Annotated in this window: 12 protein-coding genes and 1 tRNA gene; 4 read left to right on the top strand and 9 right to left on the bottom strand. The window is 60.7% G+C overall.

Annotated elements, in window-relative coordinates:
- Nucleotides 1-42 precede the first annotated feature (42 nt).
- From queE to APH25_RS11950, 3 genes are all read left to right on the top strand, one after another.
- The gene (gene queE / locus APH25_RS11960) at nucleotides 43-690 is read left to right on the top strand and encodes a 7-carboxy-7-deazaguanine synthase QueE (protein WP_060482104.1); all 648 of its coding nucleotides are present in this window, start codon (nucleotides 43-45) and stop codon (nucleotides 688-690) included.
- Between the two features lie 17 nt (nucleotides 691-707).
- Nucleotides 708-1,382 (top strand): 7-cyano-7-deazaguanine synthase QueC, encoded by a 675-nt coding sequence (gene queC, locus APH25_RS11955; protein ID WP_028634608.1) that lies wholly within the window; start codon nucleotides 708-710, stop codon nucleotides 1,380-1,382.
- 60 nt (nucleotides 1,383-1,442) lie between these two features.
- A tRNA-Lys gene (locus tag APH25_RS11950) sits at nucleotides 1,443-1,518 on the top strand.
- Between the two features lie 230 nt (nucleotides 1,519-1,748).
- Here the strand turns inward: APH25_RS11950 and APH25_RS11945 are convergent.
- The 9 genes from APH25_RS11945 to APH25_RS11905 form a co-directional block, all read right to left on the bottom strand.
- Nucleotides 1,749-2,342 carry a TetR/AcrR family transcriptional regulator gene (locus APH25_RS11945; RefSeq protein WP_060482090.1) on the bottom strand — a complete coding sequence of 198 codons (594 nt, stop codon included), beginning with the start codon at nucleotides 2,340-2,342 and terminating at the stop codon, nucleotides 1,749-1,751.
- A 114-nt stretch (nucleotides 2,343-2,456) separates the two neighbouring features.
- A complete protein-coding gene (locus APH25_RS11940; protein WP_060482089.1) occupies nucleotides 2,457-3,467 on the bottom strand; it encodes an alpha/beta fold hydrolase in 1,011 nt (336 codons plus the stop codon).
- 69 nt (nucleotides 3,468-3,536) lie between these two features.
- Nucleotides 3,537-5,891, bottom strand: a complete 2,355-nt coding sequence (locus APH25_RS11935) for a membrane-bound PQQ-dependent dehydrogenase, glucose/quinate/shikimate family (RefSeq protein WP_060482088.1) — start codon at nucleotides 5,889-5,891, stop codon at nucleotides 3,537-3,539.
- A 196-nt stretch (nucleotides 5,892-6,087) separates the two neighbouring features.
- A complete protein-coding gene (locus APH25_RS11930) occupies nucleotides 6,088-7,308 on the bottom strand; it encodes an MFS transporter (RefSeq protein WP_060482087.1) in 1,221 nt (406 codons plus the stop codon).
- A gap of 166 nt (nucleotides 7,309-7,474) precedes the next feature.
- A complete protein-coding gene (locus tag APH25_RS11925) occupies nucleotides 7,475-8,158 on the bottom strand; it encodes a 4'-phosphopantetheinyl transferase (RefSeq protein WP_177331174.1) in 684 nt (227 codons plus the stop codon).
- A 68-nt stretch (nucleotides 8,159-8,226) separates the two neighbouring features.
- The gene (locus tag APH25_RS11920) at nucleotides 8,227-9,921 is read right to left on the bottom strand and encodes an aldehyde dehydrogenase family protein (protein ID WP_060482085.1); all 1,695 of its coding nucleotides are present in this window, start codon (nucleotides 9,919-9,921) and stop codon (nucleotides 8,227-8,229) included.
- Nucleotides 9,918-10,799 carry an SDR family oxidoreductase gene (locus APH25_RS11915; protein ID WP_028634614.1) on the bottom strand — a complete coding sequence of 294 codons (882 nt, stop codon included), beginning with the start codon at nucleotides 10,797-10,799 and terminating at the stop codon, nucleotides 9,918-9,920. The genes APH25_RS11920 and APH25_RS11915 overlap by 4 nt, the downstream gene beginning before the upstream one ends.
- Nucleotides 10,800-10,827: 28 nt before the next feature.
- A complete protein-coding gene (locus tag APH25_RS11910; protein WP_028634615.1) occupies nucleotides 10,828-12,003 on the bottom strand; it encodes an FAD-dependent monooxygenase in 1,176 nt (391 codons plus the stop codon).
- Entirely contained in the window at nucleotides 12,000-19,166 is a 7,167-nt protein-coding gene (locus APH25_RS11905; protein WP_060482084.1) for a non-ribosomal peptide synthetase, read from the bottom strand. Before APH25_RS11905 ends, APH25_RS11910 begins: the two co-directional genes overlap by 4 nt.
- 210 nt (nucleotides 19,167-19,376) lie before the next feature.
- Between APH25_RS11905 and APH25_RS11900 the strand changes: the two genes are divergently transcribed.
- Nucleotides 19,377-20,078 carry a TetR family transcriptional regulator gene (locus APH25_RS11900; RefSeq protein WP_245614749.1) on the top strand — a complete coding sequence of 234 codons (702 nt, stop codon included), beginning with the start codon at nucleotides 19,377-19,379 and terminating at the stop codon, nucleotides 20,076-20,078.
- The last annotated feature ends 72 nt before the right edge of the window (nucleotides 20,079-20,150 follow it).

Raw genomic sequence — 20,150 nt, 5'->3', positions numbered from 1 at the left:
CGGAGGCGGGCAGCCTGTTTAGCTGTCACGCCCGTGGCGATCATGCAAGACACATTACGCATCACCGAAGTCTTTTACTCGTTGCAGGGTGAAACGCGAACGGCTGGGCTACCCACGGTATTCGTGCGGCTCACCGGTTGCCCCCTGCGCTGTCAATACTGCGACAGTGCCTATGCCTTCAGTGGCGGCACTGTGCGCAGCCTCGATTCGATCCTTGAGCAGGTGGCGGGCTTCAAACCGCGCTATGTTTGCGTTACCGGCGGCGAGCCGCTGGCTCAGCCCAATGCCTTGCCGTTGTTGCAGCGTTTGTGCGATGCCGGGTATGAGGTGTCGCTGGAAACCAGCGGCGCCTTCGATATCGCCGGTACCGACCTGCGCGTCAGCCGCGTGGTCGACCTCAAGACCCCGGGGTCGGAGGAGTCGCACCGCAACCGCTACGAGAACATCGAGCAACTGACCCGTAACGATCAGGTCAAGTTCGTCATCTGTTCCCGTGAGGACTACGACTGGGCGGTGTCCAAACTGATCCAGTACAACCTGGCCGAGCGGGCGGGCGAAGTGCTGTTTTCGCCCAGCCACCACCAGGTCAGTGCCAGCGACCTGGCGGATTGGATCGTCGCCGATAACCTGCCCGTACGCTTCCAGTTGCAGCTGCACAAGCTGTTGTGGAACGACGAGCCCGGACGTTGATTGAAAGAGTGACAGACATGACAGACAAACGCGCAGTAATCCTGTTGTCCGGTGGCCTCGACTCGGCCACGGTCGTAGCCATGGCCAAAGCCGAAGGCTACAGCTGCTACACCATGAGCTTCGATTACGGCCAGCGCCACCGCGCTGAGCTGAATGCTGCAGCGCGTGTGGCACGTGACCTGGGTGTGGTGGAGCACAAGGTGATTGGCCTGAACCTGGACGGCATCGGCGGTTCGGCCTTGACCGACACCAGCATCGATGTGCCAGAAGCCCCGGGTGAAGGCATCCCGGTCACCTACGTGCCGGCGCGCAACACCGTGTTCCTGTCACTGGCGTTGGGCTGGGCTGAAGTACTGCAGGCTCGCGACATCTTCATTGGCGTCAATGCGGTGGACTACTCCGGCTACCCCGACTGCCGCCCCGAGTTTGTCGAAGCTTTCGAGCGTATGGCCAACCTGGCCACCAAAGCCGGTGTAGAAGGGCAGGGTTTCCGCATTCAGGCACCGTTGCAGAATATGAGCAAGGCGCAGATCGTACAGGCGGGTATGGCTCGCGGTGTGGACTACAGCCTGACGGTTTCCTGCTACCAGGCAGACGATGATGGCCGCGCATGCGGCAAGTGCGACAGCTGCCGCCTGCGTGCCGAAGGCTTCAGGGCTGCTGGGCAGGCCGACCCTACCCGGTATTTTTGAAAAAATTGCGCTGAAGTGTTGATTTCCCGTTAGAAATCAGTATTATACGCGCCATCCAACGGGTCGTTAGCTCAGTTGGTAGAGCAGTTGGCTTTTAACCAATTGGTCGTAGGTTCGAATCCTACACGACCCACCATATTCGAACCGGCTGGTGATGAGTAGAAAAGCGTGGCTTTGTTGAGCTATTCTTGTCCTGCCGCCGGATGAAGCGAAGGTTCGCTTCAGTCTGATGTGTTTAATGAATTGCCCGCCGCTTATGGCGGGCTTTTTCGTTTAAATAACTCAATAGTTAGCGCGTACCTTAGCGCTGCCAATCGGCATGGGCAATCACTGCGCTGGTGGGTAACGGGCAGCAGAGGCTGAGGGTCAGTCACCTGGCTTCAACAGCACCCCGGCGAGCAGCAGGTTCAACGCTGCCACGCTTTCCCTGAGCCGCGCCTTACCGTCGTCGGCCTCTGCGATCCAGAAGGCGGCCTCGGCGAGGCTGCCATAGATCAGCGAGGCCAGTGCCTGTGGATTAACGGGCGCGACGATCTTTAGGCGAATCAAGTTGGCGATCAGCAGCTGCATTGAGTCCACGCAATAGCGTTGCGCATCCGGTGACGCTCCTCCAAAGACCGCGCGAGCGTCACGCAGGACAATTCGCTGGATAGGGGGTTCTGTCGCCATCTCGAGGTAGGCGCGGCAGCGCTTGCAGAATCCCTCCCAGGCATCGTCTGCGGTATCGGTGATCGCCCGCAGGCGCGCATCCATTTCAGCATCCAACTGTTCGACCACCGCCGCCAACAGCCCTTGTTTGTTGCCAAAATGGTGGTACAACGCACCCCGCGAGAGTTCCACTTGGGCAGTCAGGTCGTCCATGGATGTCTGTGCGTATCCGCGCTCACTGAATATCTTGCGCGCTACCGCCAGGAGCGTGGCGCGGGTTTCTTCCATTTCGGCGCGGGTACGGCGGGCCATCAGGTATTTCCTTGTTCAGAAGCGATGACGGTGACCAGTTGGCGCCACCGCTGCGATCCGTGCATTTTCAGGTGACTGGCTTGCGCAGACAAGCCCAGGCTGTGAATAGGCGCATCAGCGCCCAAGTAGCTCGCCGATAGCCCATTCGATGGCCTGGGTATCTTTCTCGTTCAAGCCTTCACCGGCCACGTGTCCCCAATCGGACTCAAGCACGTGCATTTCGGCCCCGGGGATGCTGGCGGTTTCCAGTTCGGCGTCTTGCACCGGGAAATACAGGTCGCTGGACGAGGGCATGATGATGGTCTGGGCCTTGATCGATGCTAGCGCTTTGCCCATGTCGCCTTGGTAACGGGCATTGGCGCTGATGTCGGCGTGCTGGCCGGTCCATAGCTGGGCGAGCAGGTTATTGGCATCGCGCTTGAGGAACCAGCCCTCCCAGAAGTCGATCAGGAAGTCTTCGATCGACGCATATCCCAGCACCCGCTGGTCCAGACGTTCGCGGTAAAACGCCTGGGAGAAGCCCCAGCCTGCGTAGATACGTGCTGCCACACGTAGCCCCCGGTGCGGGGGCTGCGCGTAGAACCCTTCTTTGAATTCAGGGTCGAGCTCGATCGCCGCGCGCACGCTGTCGAAAAATACATGGAAATGCCGTGAAGTCCGCGCCGCGCTTTGAAAGGTGAACAACCGTTCGACCTGCTCTGGGTAGGCCGCCGCCCATTCGAACGCCTGAGAGCCACCCAACGACCAGCCGATAGCCAGCCGGACCTGGCTGATGCCGAACTTCTCGGTCAGCAGGCGATATTGCTGGTTCACGTTGTCATGCACGGTAATGCGCGGGAATCGGTTGCCATTCTGCGGCGCCGGCGTGTTGCTGGGTGAGCTCGACAGCCCATTGCCAAACGCATCGGGCACAATGATGAAGTACTTGGTGGGGTCGAGCGCCCGACCCTCGCCAATCAGCCAGGCGGTATCGTCGTGAGTGGCGGCGAACGAAGTTGGGTAGATGATGACGTTGTCCTTCGCGGCGTTGAGTTTGCCGTAGGTCTGATAAGCTAGCCTGGCCTGACGTAGGCAACGCCCGGACTGCAACTGGATGTCACCAAGTTCGAAGATTTCATGAGGCATGGGAAGTTTTCTCGGTTGGAGCCAATGGCTGTTGGTGAACAGGGGCTGATAACCGGCCCCAGAAGTCGATCAAGGCAGTCGGTAGGCGATTACATAGTCTCCACGGGCTTTTCCAGGCCCTTGCGCGCCGCCTGCGGTGACAACAACGTACTGACGCCCGGTTTTGCTTCCCTGGTAGCTAATGGGGGTAGCCTGGCTCCCCACTGGCAAGCGGCTCTTCCACAGCAATTGGCCGGTGTGGCTGTCCAGCGCCCGCAGGTAGTAGTCCATAGAGCCCGAAAAGAAAACCAGCCCACCTTTGGTCACCAGTGGCCCGCCCATTGTCGGCATGCCAATCGGCATTGGCAGGCCGGGGACGCCGCCGGGTAGCAGGGTATCCTGGGTGCTTCCCATAGGGATTTGCCAGGCTATCTGCCCCGACTCGAGATCAATGGCAGTGAGGGTGCCGTAGGGGGGGGCGATGCACGGGACGCCGAGTGGTGAGGTGAACATGCCGTGGATCACGCCGAACGGCGCGCCACGTTGCTCGGCATAGTTGCCCGAAGCGCCTGTTGGGTTGTAGCCGGCAGCGACTGCTTGTTCGTGCTTGATGAACTGCGCCCAGTGAGCGATGCGGATGTCATTGACCACAAGCAGGCCTGAAGCTCTGTCGATCGCGCCGCCGCCCCAGTTGATTCCGCCGTAGTAGCCGGGGTACATGAGGGTCGGGCGGGTGCTGAGCGGCGTAAAATCGCCGACGTAGTGCATGCGCTTGAACTGGATGCGGCAATACAGCTGGTCGAGAGCCGTCATGCCCCACATGCTTTTTTCGCTCAAAGGCGCATAACCGAGCGACACGCTGGAGTATGGCTGCGCAGGTGCGGGGTGCTGGCCCAGGGGAGCGCCTTCGGTGCTGACACTGCGTGTCTCGATCGGGAAGACGGGACGGCCGTCCCGTCGGTCGAGGACAAACACTTGACCAGTCTTGGTCAGTACGATCACGACGGGTGTCGTGTCGCCATTGCCCGTAGGAAGATCGTGGAGGATGGGCTGCGCGGCGACGTCGTAGTCATGCAGGTCATGATTAACGGTCCTGAAGTGCCAGCGGTCGATACCGGTCCTCACGTCGATGGCCACAACCGAAGCGTTGTACGTTTCAGAAGCCGGCAGGCGATTGGCCCCCCAGAAGTCCGGTGTCTGGTTGCCGGTGGGGACATAGACGAATCCAAGTTCTGGGTCGTAGGAGGCAGTTCCCCAGAAGTTCGGTGTCTGGTCCGGGTAGATCTCACCTGGCGGCAGTGGCTGCCCACGTTTCGGTGTGGCGGGGTCCCAGGCCCAGACCAGTTCGCCAGTGCGAACGTCCCAGCCACGCACCACGCCCGAGGGTTCGCCACTCGCCGCCCAGTCCTGCATGCGTGCGCCGGTGACGATCACATCCCCGGCCACTAACGGCGCCGAGGTCGGGTAGTAGGAATCCTTGGCCCGATCGCTCAAGCCGTGGAGCAGATTTACTTCACCCTTCTGGCCGAAACCGGGGCACACGGCACCACTGTGCGCATCTAGAGTGATCAGCCGGGCATCAAGGGTGGTGAGTACAATACGTGTGTGGCAAAGCCCGGGGGCCTGCCCCCCCGAGCCATCAGGTTCGCTCCAGGATGCAAGGCCGCGGCACCGTTGCCACTCTTTGGACTTCACCTTCGGGTCAAATGCCCACTTATGGTCGCCCGTTTCGGCATCGATCGCTATCACTTTGCTATACGGGGTGCAGACGTACAGCATGTCCCCCAGCTTGATTGGCGTTCCCTGAAACGCAGCCTCGCCACTAGGGACATCACCCGTGCGGTACTGCCAGGCGACTTCCAGGTCGGCAACATTTGAAGTGTCGATCTCGCTCAAGGCGGAATAGCGGCTGCCACGCACATCCTGGCCATACTGTGGCCAGTCGGGAGTGCCGCGCTCACCGGTATCACTGTGCGCCAGCGCGAATGCGCCCTGCAGGCGGGGAAGCGGCGCGGCGCCAGAGTGAGGATAAAAGCTAGCGAGCGTGCCGCCCACGATTGCAGTCAGCAATGCCGGCAGCGCCAGCCTGCGTACACCGCGCGAACCGTAGATACCCTTGCCGTTCTTCAGCCCCGGATAAAGGGTGGCAGCTATGCACGTCACGACCAGAAACAGGGATACGCGCGGTACCCATTGCCAATAATCCAGCCCAACTTCACCCCATGCCCACGCCATGCTCAGGACCAGTAGCCCCACGGCAATGCCGAACGCGTAGCTGCGTTGGCGCCAAAGGCCAGTGGCAACTGCCGTAAGCAACAGCCCCGCAACAAGGTAGAAGCCGCTACCATCGAGCAGTACCAGCCAGGTTCCGCCAGCCAGCATCACTAGGCCGATCAAGGCCAAGCAAGCCCCGGCCACGCGCGCCAATATCCGTGTACCACTCATTACGGCCATCTCCCTAGGCTTTCAGAAATCGACAAGGTTGCACTGCGGTCGCCCTACGGCCCGCCATGGCAGCGCGCATGCGTGACGCTCAAACCTCTGTTTACAAGCAGGTGCAACCAGGCCTGCGCCTTAGACACACGGCCTGGAACGTTGGGGGGAGCGAGCGCCCGGGTATGAGGCCACCCGGGCCTGGTTTTCATTTCGCGGCGTCGGCCTGCGCGGGCTGGCTATGCTGCTTGTGGCTGGATACACCCATGCTCAACGCCAGCAGCAGCCCTAGCGCGGCAAGGCCGGCGGCCAGCCACAGGGTGGTAGCCAAGCCGAGAACATCCACAGCCTGTCCTCCGGCCCAGGAGCCCAGCGAGATACCGACATTGAACACACCTACATAAAGTGCGGTGGCTACTTCCACCGCAGTGGGAGCCGCTTTCATCATCCAGGTCATCAGCCCAACGGATACACCGCCATAGGCCAGCCCCCAGGCAATCAAAACCACGGCACCGCCAGTTTGGGTATCTCCGATGGTCAGGAACAGTACCGGTGTAAGCAACAGCCCAATGGCGATACTGGTCAAGGTCAGGGTGGTACGGCGCGCGGCAATTATCCCGGCCAGGAAGTTACCAATGATGCCGGCGATCCCGTAGGCGAACAGCAGCGCACCGATCCATTGCGGATCGAAACCTGACACAGACAGCAACAGCGGGCGAACGAAGGTGAATGCCATGAAGTGTCCGGCCACCAGCAACAACGTCAACAGCAACCCGGCTTGTACGCCCCGGTTGGCGAACTGTGTGGTGAACTGGCGAGCAGTAACCGAACTGTGTACGGGCAGGGATGGAATCACTGCCAGATGAATCAGTAGAACCACACCACTGAGTATGGCCATGGCGCCAAACGCCCAGCGCCAGCCGGCAAACTCCCCGATCAGCGCCCCCAGCGGTACCCCGAGCACGGAAGCTGCAGCCACGCCCCCGAAGATAATCGAGGTGGCCAGGCCGATCGAGTTCCCTGGGACAAGTCGCGCAGCCAGTCCACCCGCTATGGCCCAGATCCCACCCATGCAGAAACCAACCAATACCCGTGCGGCCAGCATCCAGGCCATGCTCGTGGCCATCGCACAGGCAAGGTTAGCGAGTACCAGAAGGCCCAATAGCCCACACAGAATCCAACGCCGGTCCAGATTGCCCGCGCCAATCACTACCAGAGGCGCGAAGAAGGCTGCCAGCAGTGCTGGCAAGGTGATCATTAGGCCTGCGTTACCGGTAGAGGTGCCCAGCGCTTCGGCGATAGTCGTGAGCAGGCCTACTGGCAGCATCTCGGTCGTCACCACGGAGAATGTGGCAAGCCCTGCGGCTATCACCGCCAGCCAAGGGTGGCGCACGGTTGTAGCATTGGCAGCGTTTGCAGATGAGCTCATGGTTGCAAATCCCTTGAATGAAAATCAGACGCCCAGTACCGCGAGGTGCACGTGGCGCCATAGATGGTTGAAACTTCCCTGCAGCCCTTCATGGCCGGATATAATTATCATACATTCAGTATGTATGAATAAAGAACCTATCATCTGCCACCTGCACCGACAACCGTTATGTGCCTTCAGCGACTGGCGATAGACTAGTTGAGGAGGTCGAGGTCCTATGTTCGAGCGGGATCAGGGTAAACAAGCTGCCTGCCTGCATTGCCCAAAAACCGTGGAAGTGGTGGCCATTGCTAAAGTAGCCGGCCAACCGCTCTGAGCGCAGGGCCAATACGAAACGGCCATTGGCGTCGTAGCTCACCACCTCAGCCTCACTCATTTCCAGCTCTACATGGCACAGTGGAAACAACGCCTTGTACAGAGACTCCTTGGCACTGAAACAGAGGTAGAAAAACTGCAGCGCTTCGAAGCCTTTCATGTTTTTGAAACGTTGATGTTCGTCGGGACGCATCACGTGCGCGGCCATTGCCAGTAATTCGAGGTGCCAGACGGCCTCCTCAATGTCGACGCCCACGCCCATGAAACAGCCTGCATCGGCGGCGCACGCCAGCGCCAGGCGCCGATTATGCGCGATGGACCCCACTGCACCCGGTGGAAACAGGGCATAACGGTACGGCCGCGCGATCGGCAGCCAGTCATCGAGGAGGCCAAGCGCTGTGAGTGCGGCCGCAGCGCACACCCGGCCGCCGGCAAATTCGCGGCGTCGGAGCGGCAGCGCCCGGCCCAGCCAGCGAGTGCCCATCAGCTCCTCGTCACACGGTGGCTCGTAGCCGTCGAGGGGCAAGGCGAACATCGTCAGGCCTTGGGGCGCTTCCTGCTGAAACGGCCACATGGGCCTCGGTTTGGGCACAGCTCCGCCGCTCAAAGTAGCTTCCTCTGCTCGGTGACACGCAAGCGGGCATGGTAGAACGCAGGCGAACCATAGGTGGTGTTCGCTGCCGCTCCTGTACTGCCTCCGTGGATGTCGGAAAACACTGCGCATTGACTGATGTAGAAGTTCTTGCTGAAGTTGATCGACAGGAGTGCGCCCATCTCCTGCGATATATTGCGCAGTGCATGTTCTACTCGAGAGTCGAGGGTATAGAGGCCCAGGCCGAGCGTGCCGTGGTGTTGGCCAACTTCGCGCAATTCGGCGAGCAAGCAGCGCAGGTCGGGCTTCTGAATTACGAACGACACTGGCCCGCGTATTTCCTGAGCGTAGTGCTTGATGCTACTGGAAAATCCCTGCCGAACAGCGATCAACGAGGGGGTGACGATGCGGGCCTGGGGATAGTCCGGGTCGCGCACCTCCTCGGCATGCCGCAAAACCCTGGCGAAGCGCGCCGCTTCACAGGCTCGGATTTCGCTTAGGCTTGTTGGTACCAGCATGGCCCCCAACAGGTCGCGAAGGCTGGAGTAGCGCCCGAGCACCTGCTCGATCCGTGCGACCAGATCACGCTCGAACTGTTCGACCGTTACCACACCGTCTTCCAGGAGGATGCCCTCGGGCAGCACATATAAGGTCTGCGGTGACGTGCACAACTGTGCTGAATAAGAGCACAGGCCAAAGGCCAGGTTTTCGAGCATACCGTCGTAGTCGCCCGTCGAGTGGAGGAACACAGCCGTTTGTGCGCTCTGTTGTGTCATGACCCTCGCCTGCCACGCATGCTGTCGTAACCAACAGCCGAACTCAGTGCCGCCCATATAGTCGATCAGGCGCACGTCGGGGTGCAGCGCTGCCTGGCGATAGGCGCTTAGCTCATCGCTGTAGAACAGGTTGACGATATCCTGTGGAACGCCCACCTGCGCGCAGACGGCCTTGATCGTTTTGATGGTCAGGGCGATTGGCAGGACGGCATTGCCATGGGGCACGACAATTGCCGCGCAGCCTGCCGCGAGGGACGCGAACAACCCGGGATAGGCGCCCCACGTAGGTACCACCTGACCCGCAAAGATCAGCGACAGACCTGTAGGCATCGTCGCGAATTCGCGTGATAGCGCTTGTTGCTGCCCTTGCCCCACCGCCATTGGCGCCTCGAACTGACAGGTCAGCTCGCGAGACACTGCCAGCACACCGGCAACTGACTCCAGTGCCCGAGCCTGGGCATGTACGGCATTGGCGTGGAAACCCATGAACAGGCCATGCCCACTGGTATGCATGCCGACATGAGCGAACAGAAAAGTGTCGGCATGCAGCCTGTTCACCACCTCGCAAAGCAGGGCGCTGCGCTGTTCGACCTCCAGCTGACGCCACTTGCGCATAGCCTTGTCCGCCTTGCACGCGAGCACCTGAAAGTCTTCAACCCGGTAGCTAATGCCCAGGTCGAAGCCATAGGGCGAGCGCTCGCTGCCAGCCCAGTGCTCCTGGCTCCGGCACTGAGGCTGGGGTTCGATGTGCAATGGTGCGCCCAGCAGACGCTTGAAACGATAGGCACCTTGTTCAACCTGTGCATTGTCGTAATCGACCATCTCATCGGAATAGGGCTGATAAGGCTTGCGTGTGCGCGTTGCTTCCAAGGCCTGATGTAGCATCGCAGCATGCTGCGCCTGCCATGCCTTGAGCTTGCGCGAATTCATGACGCGTCACTCGTTTGTGCGACCTCAGCGAAGGCTTGCGCTGTCGGCATCTGGGCCATAAACAGCGCGTCCAGGTCGTCAGTGCCCAAGGTTCGCGCCATCTTGACGAACTCGGCGGCATCAGCGCCGACACAGTAGTGTGATTGTGGGCTGGGGCTGTCGAGCACGCCGAGAATGGTACGGGCGAAGTCCGTTTCGCTGGTACCGGCCTGGCTCGCCAACGCTTCGCTTTGCTTGAGGAAAGCGCTGAACGAGGGTTCATAGATCTGCCGAGGCTCACCGTTGGCTTGGGCCAGCACCTGCTGCCCCGTACTGCTGAACTTACCCCAGATCGGCGTATTGATAGCACCCGGCTGGACGACGCTGACACTGACCCCGGAGTGTGCCAGCTCACGACGCAGAGCATCGCTGAAGGCCATCTTGGCGAACTGGGCAATGGAGTAGGCGCCCAGATAAGGCACCGCGATACTGCCCAGGCCGGAAGTTACATTGACGATTCGGCCGCCACTTCGGCGCAAGTACGGCAAGGCTGCCTGGGTGACCAGCAACTGGCCTATCACGTTGGTGTCCAGCTGACGGCGCAGTTCATCGGCGCTCAGTAATTCCAGGGGACTAGGCACGCAGATGCCGGCGTTGTTCACCAAACCCCACAATGGCTGTTCGGCGCAGGCCTGGCGGATACGCTCGAACGCAGCAGCGACCGAAGCACTGCAGCTGACATCTAGGCTGATTGGCTCGATACCCTCGACGTTGACGAATACGCCCGCTATGTTGCGTGCTGCTGCGAATACATGAAAGCCGTTGTCCGCCAACATCACGGCTGCGGCACGACCCAGGCCGCTGGAGGCGCCTGTAACGAGTACGGTTTTCTTGCTCATGACAGTTCCTTGTCTGGTGATGGCAGGATTAGTGGCCCATTACGGCGCGGTCGTCGAATAGCAGCGAGGTTTGTAGGCGTTCGCGCATGCTCTTGGCCGGTGCCAGCAGCATCCCTATGTCGCGTTTCAGGCGTGGGACGAAGCGGTCGTATTGCTCCACTTCGCTCAACGCACGCGAGGCTTCAACAATGGCCCGAGCCCGGGGCTGGCGGAGTTCCTGGTAGCGCGCAAGGGCGGACACGGGGTCGGCCCCCCCGCTCAGCACATGCCCCAGCACCGCAGCATCCTCGATCGACAGACCGGCGCCCTGGCCCAGGCTGGTCAGCATGGGATGGGCGGCGTCGCCAATCAGCGTTGCGCGCCCTTGCGACCAAGTGTTCGGAAACGAGCGGTCTTTAGCATCGACGGTGATGATTGATTCACTCGGTGTGCTGTGCATGATGTCTGCAACGATCGGCGGCCAGCCCCGGTAGACCTTGGCAACATCCGCACTCGATCCCTGCCAGCACTGCGCCTGATGGTTGGGCATATTGGCCGTCCCCCACCAGTAGACCCAACCGCCCCCGATGTCGATGATGCCTACTCGCTTGCCCTTGCCCCAGTAATGCACGACATAGCCGGGAGTAATCTGTGGATGGCTGTACTTCACCAGCGCCAGCCAGCAGATATATCCAGCCTCTTGAACCACGCTATGCACCCCCATTGCCTGGCGCACAGGGGAGTGGTAACCATCGGCGCCCACCAGGATATCGCCGCGCTCGATACTGCCGTCTTCGAAGCGCACCTGTACCTCATCATGTTGCTGAGTGAAGTCTACGAAACGCTTGCCCAGATGGATCGGCGTTTCGCCCAGCTTGTCCAGCAATGCCTGTTGTAATCGCTGGCGTGAGATACATACGCTCGGCGCACCCTGCGCTTCGGCAATCTCCTGGAATGGCAGGCGCTTGAGCAGCAGTCCGGAGCTGTGTCGAATCTCGAAGTCCAGGATCGGTGCGCCGTAACACTCCAGGCGCAGGTCGATATCCAGCAACTTCTTCATGGCCGCGCTGGCGTTTGACATCACCGACAGGCCCGACCCCGCTGCACGCAGCGTTTGCGATTTTTCGAACAGCCTGACTGCCCAGCCCGCCTTCTTCAGGGCGATACCGGCAGACAGCCCGCCGATACCTGTGCCGATGATCAGTGCGACAGGTTTACCGCTCATTGCTCGTTCCCTCGTTGAATTTCATCCATGATTGCCCCGACCAGAGGTCCGACATAGGGCTCCTCCATAATGGTCAGGTGGTCCCCCTCAACCTCGATCAGGCGCACCTTGCCCGAGGTTTTGCCGGGCCAGCCGTTGAGCGGGTCGTTGTACTCGCTGCGAATGGTGTCGTGCATCTCCCTCAAAATTCTTGGCAGTGGCTCACGTGCACGCACGAGGGTAATGTCCAGAGCCGGGCGCTTGGACTGGTAGTTGTACTCTGTCGCCGCATCCCAGTTAGTGCGATAGACCTCGAACAACCGCTGCATCACCGCCTTGGTGCTGCCCTCGGGAATTGCGCCGATCGAGATCGCGTGGTCAGTGATGAACTCGAAGCGCTCCTGCAGGCTTTCGATATGAGCTGGCACCAGTTGCACGGGCAGATCCGAGCCGCGCGAGGTCCACAGCAGCTCCCAGAAGAACCAACTGAGCAGGCCGTCGTCACTGGCTTTGCCTTTGGCTTGGTCGCTCAGTGCCATGGTGTCGAGCACCAGCACTTTATCTACCTGCTCACCAGCAGCGATCAGTTGCCTGGCAATCTCGAACGCGACGAACCCGCCATATGACCAGCCCCCTATCAGGTATGGCCCCTGTGGCTGGACGCTGCGCATTGATGCGATGTAGAAGGCTGCCTGCGCCTCGACGCTGGCGATCGGCTGCGACCCCAGGTCCACTCCGGATGCCTGCAGGGCGTACAGCGGTTGGTCCTCTGGCAAGTGAGGCAGCATCCGCAAATAGGACAGAATATTGCCCCCCATGGGGTGCACCAGGAACAATGGTCTGCGATTGCCGGTGCGGCGCAGGGGCACAAGAGGGTCAAACTTGAATTCGCCGCCCTGTCGCTGGATCAGCAGTGCCAGTTTCTCCAGGGTCGGGGCGCTGACGAATGCTGACAGCGGCACGTTTATGCCGTACAGCTTCTCCACCAGCACCACCAGGCGCATGGCCGTCAGTGAGGTGGCTCCGCAGTCGAATATGCTCTGCTCTGGTGCGATGCGCGGGATCTTTAGCAGCTCGGCCGCCAGCTGACACAGCCGGGTTTCGTACTCCCCCTGCGCGTCACGGTAGTGCTGGCCAGTGCCCACCTGCAATTGCAGAGCGCGAAGGGCGGCGTCGTCTCGTTTGCCGCTAGGGGTGGTAGGCATGCGTTCGATCGCCACGATATGGGTCGGCACCATATACGCGGGCAATTGTTCGGCGAGTTCGCCGCGCAGTGCGTCCAGGTGATCGGGGCATTGCGCCGCCTGGCCCACCAGGTAGGCGACCAGGTAGGCGTCGAGTTGGTCGCGTGGACGGGCAATCACCGCCACCTCAACGGGCTCTCCGAGGGCTTGGAAGAACCCCAGAATCTTCAGCTCGATCTCCGAGGGCTCCACCCGATAGCCACGCACTTTCACCTGGCTGTCAGTGCGGCCCAGGCTTATGACATCACCCCTCAACGAGCGGATACCTATGTCGCCGGTACGGTAATAAATACGGCCCGGGACGTGGGGGTGCGCGACAAACTTCTCGGCGCTCATTTCCGGCGCGCGATAGTAGCCTGCAGCCAGTGCCTGGCCGTAAACGCAGATTTCCCCTGGTACGCCATCGGGCTGCACATCACCCGCGGCATCTAGGATCAGCAGGCCAGCACCGTCGATCGGCCGCCCGATCGGTGGCAGCGCAGGGAAGTGCTCAGGGTCGCCGCTCATGGGGTAGTGAGTGACCACGTGGGTTTCGGTCGGGCCGTACTGGTTCTCCAGCACGCCAGCAGGCAGCTGCTTCATCAGCGCGCGAATCTCCGGGGTGACGCGCAGCTGCTCACCGGATGACCCGACCACCCTCAAGTGACTCGGGTACAGGTCGAGGGCGGCCGCAGTCTCGGCCAGTTGTTGTAGCGCCACGTAGGGCAGGAAGACCCGCTCCACGGCCTGTTCGTCAAGGTAGCGCAGCAGGGCCGTCGGGTCCCGGCGCTCGGCCTCGCCGATCACGTGCAACGTGGCGCCAGCGCTGAGCGTCGCGAAGATCTCCTGAAACGACACATCGAAGCTAAGCGGCGCATACTGCAGCGTCGAGGCCACAGCGCCGCTACCTGCCCGGTTCTGCCAGTCCACCAGATTACCCAGCCCGCGATGGAGCATGGTTACCCCCTTGGGGTTGCCCGTGGAGCCGGAGGTGAACAGGATGTAGGCCGGATCCAGGGCCTCTATCGATGAGGCCTGAGTCCAGGGCGCCGGCTCAGCAGTAACGGCTGCGTCAAGCTCCAGGCGGGGCACCAAGTCGGGCAGCCCGGTGATGTCGACCAGGCTCACCAGCAGTTTGGGGGCGGCCGTGCGCAGGATCAGCTCGATACGGTGAGCGGGATAAGCCAGGTCGATAGGCAGGCACACCGCACCCACGGCGCTGATCGCGACGACTGTGGCGATCTGCTCAAACGATCGGGGCAAGGCAACGCCGATCACATCCCGCTGGGCCACGCCTTGATGAATCAGCCGTGCGGCAAGCTTCTCCACCGAGCGCCATAGCGTGGCGTAGTCCCACTGTTCCCCGGCGCTCGCCAATGCAATGGCTTGCGGTGTCTGCAGTGCCGCCACCGCGATGCGTTGCGGCACTGCCACGAATGGCTCTTCGTGGCTTGCGGCGAGGCAGTGGCCGGCCTGGGAAATCGTTCGCCCCACACCCACGGGGGCCTGCGGAGTATAGGCCAGGCCCATCAGCGCCTGGTTGAACAAAGCCCCATACACTTGCGCTTGTTCGCGGGCATAGCGGGAGGCGTCCATGTCGATGCGTACGCTTACCTCCTCGCCGGAATAGTCCCGCATTACGTTGACCAGGATGGCGAAGCTGGTTTCTTCCAGCGGGTCGAACTCGCTGATACGGATACCCGCCTTGTCCAGTACGTCGTGCAGGACATGGAAGTGGATATAGTTGAAGGCGGTCCCAAGCGCCACCGAAGGGTTGTCGTCCTGAATGACGCTTAGGGGCAGGCGACGATGTTTATGGCTGCGCTTTTCGAGCAGGTGCACGTGCTCCACAAACGTCTGCCAGCTCCCTTTGAGTTCGGCACGCAGGGGCAGGGTGTTGAGGAACAGGCCCAGCATGTGTTCCGAATGCTCGATTTCCGGCCGGGCATGTGTCACCACGCCGGTGGTCACCTCACGCTGGCCGCTCATGGCGCCGATCGCAACACAGTGGGCGGCCAGGTAGTACAGCTTGATCGGCAAATGCGCCGTGCGTGCCGCCCGTGTCAGGGCGGCATCCAGCTGCCCGTCGATCTCGAAACGATAGGAGAACACACCAGGTGCCGGGGCTTCGAGGTGGCCGGCGAGGCCAACCGGCAAGGTATTGTTGGCGCCGTCGAGGTAATCGCGCCAGTACCGTCGGTGCTCATCGTCGCTCATGGCAGTGCGCTCGTCCTCGACGAACAGCGACGGGTTGGGTAACGCTTGCGGCGGGTATTGCAAGTCAGGTTGCCCCCCCTTGCCATAGCCCAGCAGCAGCTCGCGCATCAGGTTGGCCACGCTGCCACCATCAAGGATAGCGTGGTGAAAGCTCAACACCAGGTCGATACCGCCTGCCGGCGCATCCGTGAATACCGTGATGTTGAACAGTGGCCCTTCAGCAAATCGATAATCGTGACAGGCCCATGCCTGCATGTGCCGTGCCACTTCGAGTTCATGCCGGCCTGGCCCACAGCGGGTCACTGCCATCACCTCATCCACGGGAAGCGACTTGCTGATCAGTTGCAACGGGCGGCCAAGATCGTTGAGGTTGAAGCGCGTGCGTAATGCAGGGTGACGTTCAATCACACCCGCCAAAGACAGACGCATGGCGGCTTCATCCCAAACACAGTCGAGACTGTAGCGGAACACGTCCTTGTAGGTCCTGGCCTTATGCGTCTCGCGGCTGTGGAACAACAGCCCCAGTTGCAATTGTGAAATCGGGTAGGCATCAACGCAGCTTTCGCCCAAGCGCTTGCGTTCCACCTCGTTTACCAAGGCGAACGGCGCCAGCGCCTGGCGCGCATGCAAGGCATCATGGCCATGCTCCTCCAGCAACCGTGCAAGGGCCTCGAGCATGGTGTGTTCAGCCAGCGTGGATAGGTCGATCTCGTAGCCACGGCGTTCTAGTTCAGAACGCACCTTGAGCATGAGGATTGAGTCACCGCCAAGTGAGTAGAAATCGTCATCGCACGCGATGTCCTGCTGGCCGAGAATCCTGCGCCAGATATCGGCAACCAGTGCCTGGTGCTCACCGTGCAATGGTGTCGGCACGGTATCTTTCTCGCCAACGGCTACCTGTAGGGCCCGAGCACGGTCGAATTTGCCGTTAGGCGTAAGTGGCATCTGTTCCAAGGCAACGAAGCGTGCCGGGACCATGAAGGCGGGGAGCGTGGCGGCCAATTGCCTGCGTAGGGTGCGTTCGGCCAGGGGCTGACGGCTCACGTAGACGGCGACGAGGTGCTTGCCACGCACCGCATCGTCCTCCACCAGCACTTCGGCATTGAGCATCTGCGGCTGGGCCAGCATTGCGTTCTTGATTTCGCCCAGTTCGATTCGGTTGCCACGAATCTTCACCTGCCCGTCCATGCGTCCCAGATACAGTATCGAGCCGTCCTCGGCCCAGCAGGCCAGGTCTCCGGAACGGTACCAGCGGCGGTTGTCATGCGTATCGGTGATGAAGCGGTCGGCAGTCAGCTCCGCGCGGTTGAGATAGCCGCGCGCCAGTTGCACGCCGCCGATCTGCAACTCGCCTGGAATACCGATTGGCTGGCGCACGCCGTGCTGCGAGACGATACGGATCGAGGTGTTGTTGATGGGGTAGCCGATGGGCACCGTGTCGATATCATTCGCGGCACGCAGGTCGAGCTCGTAATAGGTAACATCGACCGTAGCTTCTGTGGGCCCGTACAGGTTGATCAGCCGCGGCGCCGGGGTGTCCTTGCTCAACAGCGAGCGGAAGCGATTGACCACTGCGGGGCTGAGCGCCTCGCCGCTGGTGAAAAGGCAGCGCAGGCTGCCAACCGAATCCGCGAGGCGGCGGTCGTCCAGCAATACCTGAATATACGGTTCGAGCATCGATGGGACGAAGTGGGCTATGGTCACGTCCTGCTTGCGAATGGCCTGGATCAGAGCCCTGGGGTCCCGCTGTGCGCCGGGCGCCAGCAGTGCCACGCTGGCGCCAATCATGCTCCACCAAAACAGTTCCCAGACCGAAACATCGAACGAAACCGGCGTCTTCTGCAGGATCACGTCGCTGCTGTCCAAAGGGTAGACTTGCTGCATCCATTCGAGGCGATTGACCACGCTGTGATGCTCGATCACTACGCCTTTGGGGCGGCCCGTTGAGCCCGACGTATAGATGACGTAAGCCGGATCACGAGGCCGTGCCTTGCTGGCGCCGGAACCGGAGCATGGGCGCTCAGCAGGCACCGAATCGATGTCGAACCATCGCGGGTCTTCATGGCTGATCACTTGCGGCAGATCGGCAATAACCCGCTTCGCCTGGCTGTCATCAAGCATGTATTGAATACGATCCAACGGGTATTCGCTGTCGATGGGCAGGTAGGCAGCGCCGGTTTTGAGTACGCCGAAGATTGCCGCGAGCATGCGCGGCGAGCGCGTCAGCGACACTGCAACGATGTCTCCACGGCCCACACCGCTGTTTTCCAGTGCTACGGCCACCGCCGAGGCCCAGGTATCCAGCTGGCCATAGGTAAGTATCTGGCCATCATGCGAAACCACGGCCTTCTGCTCGGGAACACGAGCAGCGGTGGCCTCGAACAATGACATCAAGGTCGCATGCTCCTGGTACGCAACGCGTGGCCCCTCCTCGAAGCGCGCCAGGGTCTCGGCCTGATCGTGCGTCAACAAGTTCATGGCCGACACAGGCTGGTCGAGATGGTCCTGGAAGCATTCGACCAGTTGCATGAACGTATCGAGAAATTCGGTGGCACAACGTTCATTGGCGAATGCACTGCTGTTCAGGCATATCTCGCCGCGAACCTCGGCGTAATCGCCATAGGTGTGGAGGTGGATTGCCACGGCATCCTGCTCGTGCACATGGGCGACACCGCGCAGGTCATCCGCCTCCAGTCCGTCGATGCTGTAACCTGGGTAGCGCAGGTAAGAAATCGTGGCGTCAAACAATTGCCGTGGCTGGCCCACGCGAGCCATCGCCGACACCAGCCGGCCATAGGGCAGCGACTGGCGGCTTTGCAAGCAAGCCGCCTCGTGCTTGATCGCGTTGGCGATTTCGCGGAAGGTTTTCTGTTCGGTGACTTCTACCGCGAGCGCCAGGGTGTTGGCACGCTGGTCGATGTCAGTGATGCTGTCGCTGTCGCGGTTGAGAAACGGCACGCCAATGAAGAAGCGCTCGCTGCCGTACTGGCACGACAGAAGCACGGCCAGTGCCGCCGACACGCTCATGAAGGGTGTAATGCCGCCTTCCAGCGCCTGTTGAACATCAGCTGCGGCCAGGCGGAATGCACGGCGATAGGCTGGTGCAATGGAGCATTTGGGGCCGGTCTTGGCGAACAGCATCGGCGCCGTATCCTCGTGGCGGCCAGCCAGATGTTCGATGGCCCGGTCATACTCGGCGGGCGCGAGCGATGAGGTGCTACTGGCATGCTTTGCGGCCTGATGCTGCCGCTGATGACCGCCATCGCACGCATCCAGAATCTTGCGGGCCAGTACGTCCAGCGCCCAGCTGTCAGCCACCATGTGGTGGGCACGCAGCATGAGCCAGGTGTGATCCGCCGACTGGCCTACAGCAACGTTTACCAGCGGTTCGCCGAACAGGTCCCAGGTCTTGCGCGCCCACTCGTCGAAGAAAGCGTGCGCACCGGCTTGGTCGATAAACTCGAACTGCTCAACCACGCACGGCTCTGCTTCAAGCAACGCCTGAGCGAGCCCGTCGCGCTCAATATGCCGGCGGGTGCATACAGGTGTGTCCCGCACCACAATGCTGGCCGAGTGGCATAGCGTTTCCATGTTCACCGTTCGCGGCAGCCGGAGGCTCAGTGCCACGGTAAATTGATGGTTTGGCAGCCCACGTTGCGCTTCCACCCAGATATCCAAGGCGAAGGGGCTCAATGACACCGATTGCTGGGGGGCCGGCTTGCCGGCATTGATCGCGACGTTCATGACTAAACCTATCTCCCTATAGATGGCCAATTCCTGCACAGGAATGCACCGCGTAGCTCCTCGCTTAGGAAGTCCGCCGGTAAAAAAACGGGGGCTTCCTGAAAACGCGAAAATAATGGCGTTCACTGACAGTTTGTGTCAAGAGACATATTATTCGTTGTGAAATTTAATAAAATTGCGCAAATTTCATAATGAGGAAATACTATTTGATTGTTCAACGGTCATAGACCGAATGCGGGGGTAGTAGGTGTGCCAGCAAAAGAGGAAGTGGGTCGTCGTGAACGGAAGAAGCTGCAGCTGCGTGAAGCGCTCATAACGGCGGCTTATGAGCTGTTTGCCATCAAAGGTTTCGATGAAACCCGCGTCGAAGACATCACGGAGAAGGTCGATGTATCCACGCGCACCTTCTTCCGTTACTTCGCTTCCAAGGAGGACGTCGTACTCGACTATCAAGAAGCCGAGCATCAGGACTTCATGACCGCCTTGTCGAATAGGCCACCTGACGAGCCTGCGCTCACTGCCCTGCACCGTGCGGCCGTCGAGGTGGTCCGCGGCTGCGAGAATGGCTCATACGGTTTTAACGCCGATCGCTTTATGACGCTGCAGGAACTGCTGCGCAGTCACCCCCTGGTCAGGGCTAAGAATCTCCAGAATTGCGTCAGCAAGCGCGACTCGATTGTTGCGCTGATTGCCGGGCGAATGGGCGTGAATCCGGCTCACGACATGCGCCCGAATGTGCTTGTCTGGGCCTTGGACTATGCACACATCGCGGCTCATGACCTGTGGAAGCGGAACGGTTCGACGCTTTATTCAGATTTGCTCGATGAGATTTTTCGAATCATCGAACAAGGTTTGAATTTTCCGACGTGTGATGAGGGCCTGGATACAGTGCTGCTACAGCAGCCGTCTTAGTGGGGTAGAGGGCTGGTAGAGCTAGCCCGAAAAGACTATCCAGCGGGTGAGCACGTTCGTCGATCCAGCTCT

Origin of the sequence: Pseudomonas sp. NBRC 111119, assembly GCF_001320125.1 — a bacterium.
In the GTDB taxonomy this organism is placed as follows: domain Bacteria; phylum Pseudomonadota; class Gammaproteobacteria; order Pseudomonadales; family Pseudomonadaceae; genus Aquipseudomonas; species Aquipseudomonas parafulva.
Note: the sequence above shows the minus strand (reverse complement) of the source record. Positions and strands in the feature narration are given on the sequence as shown.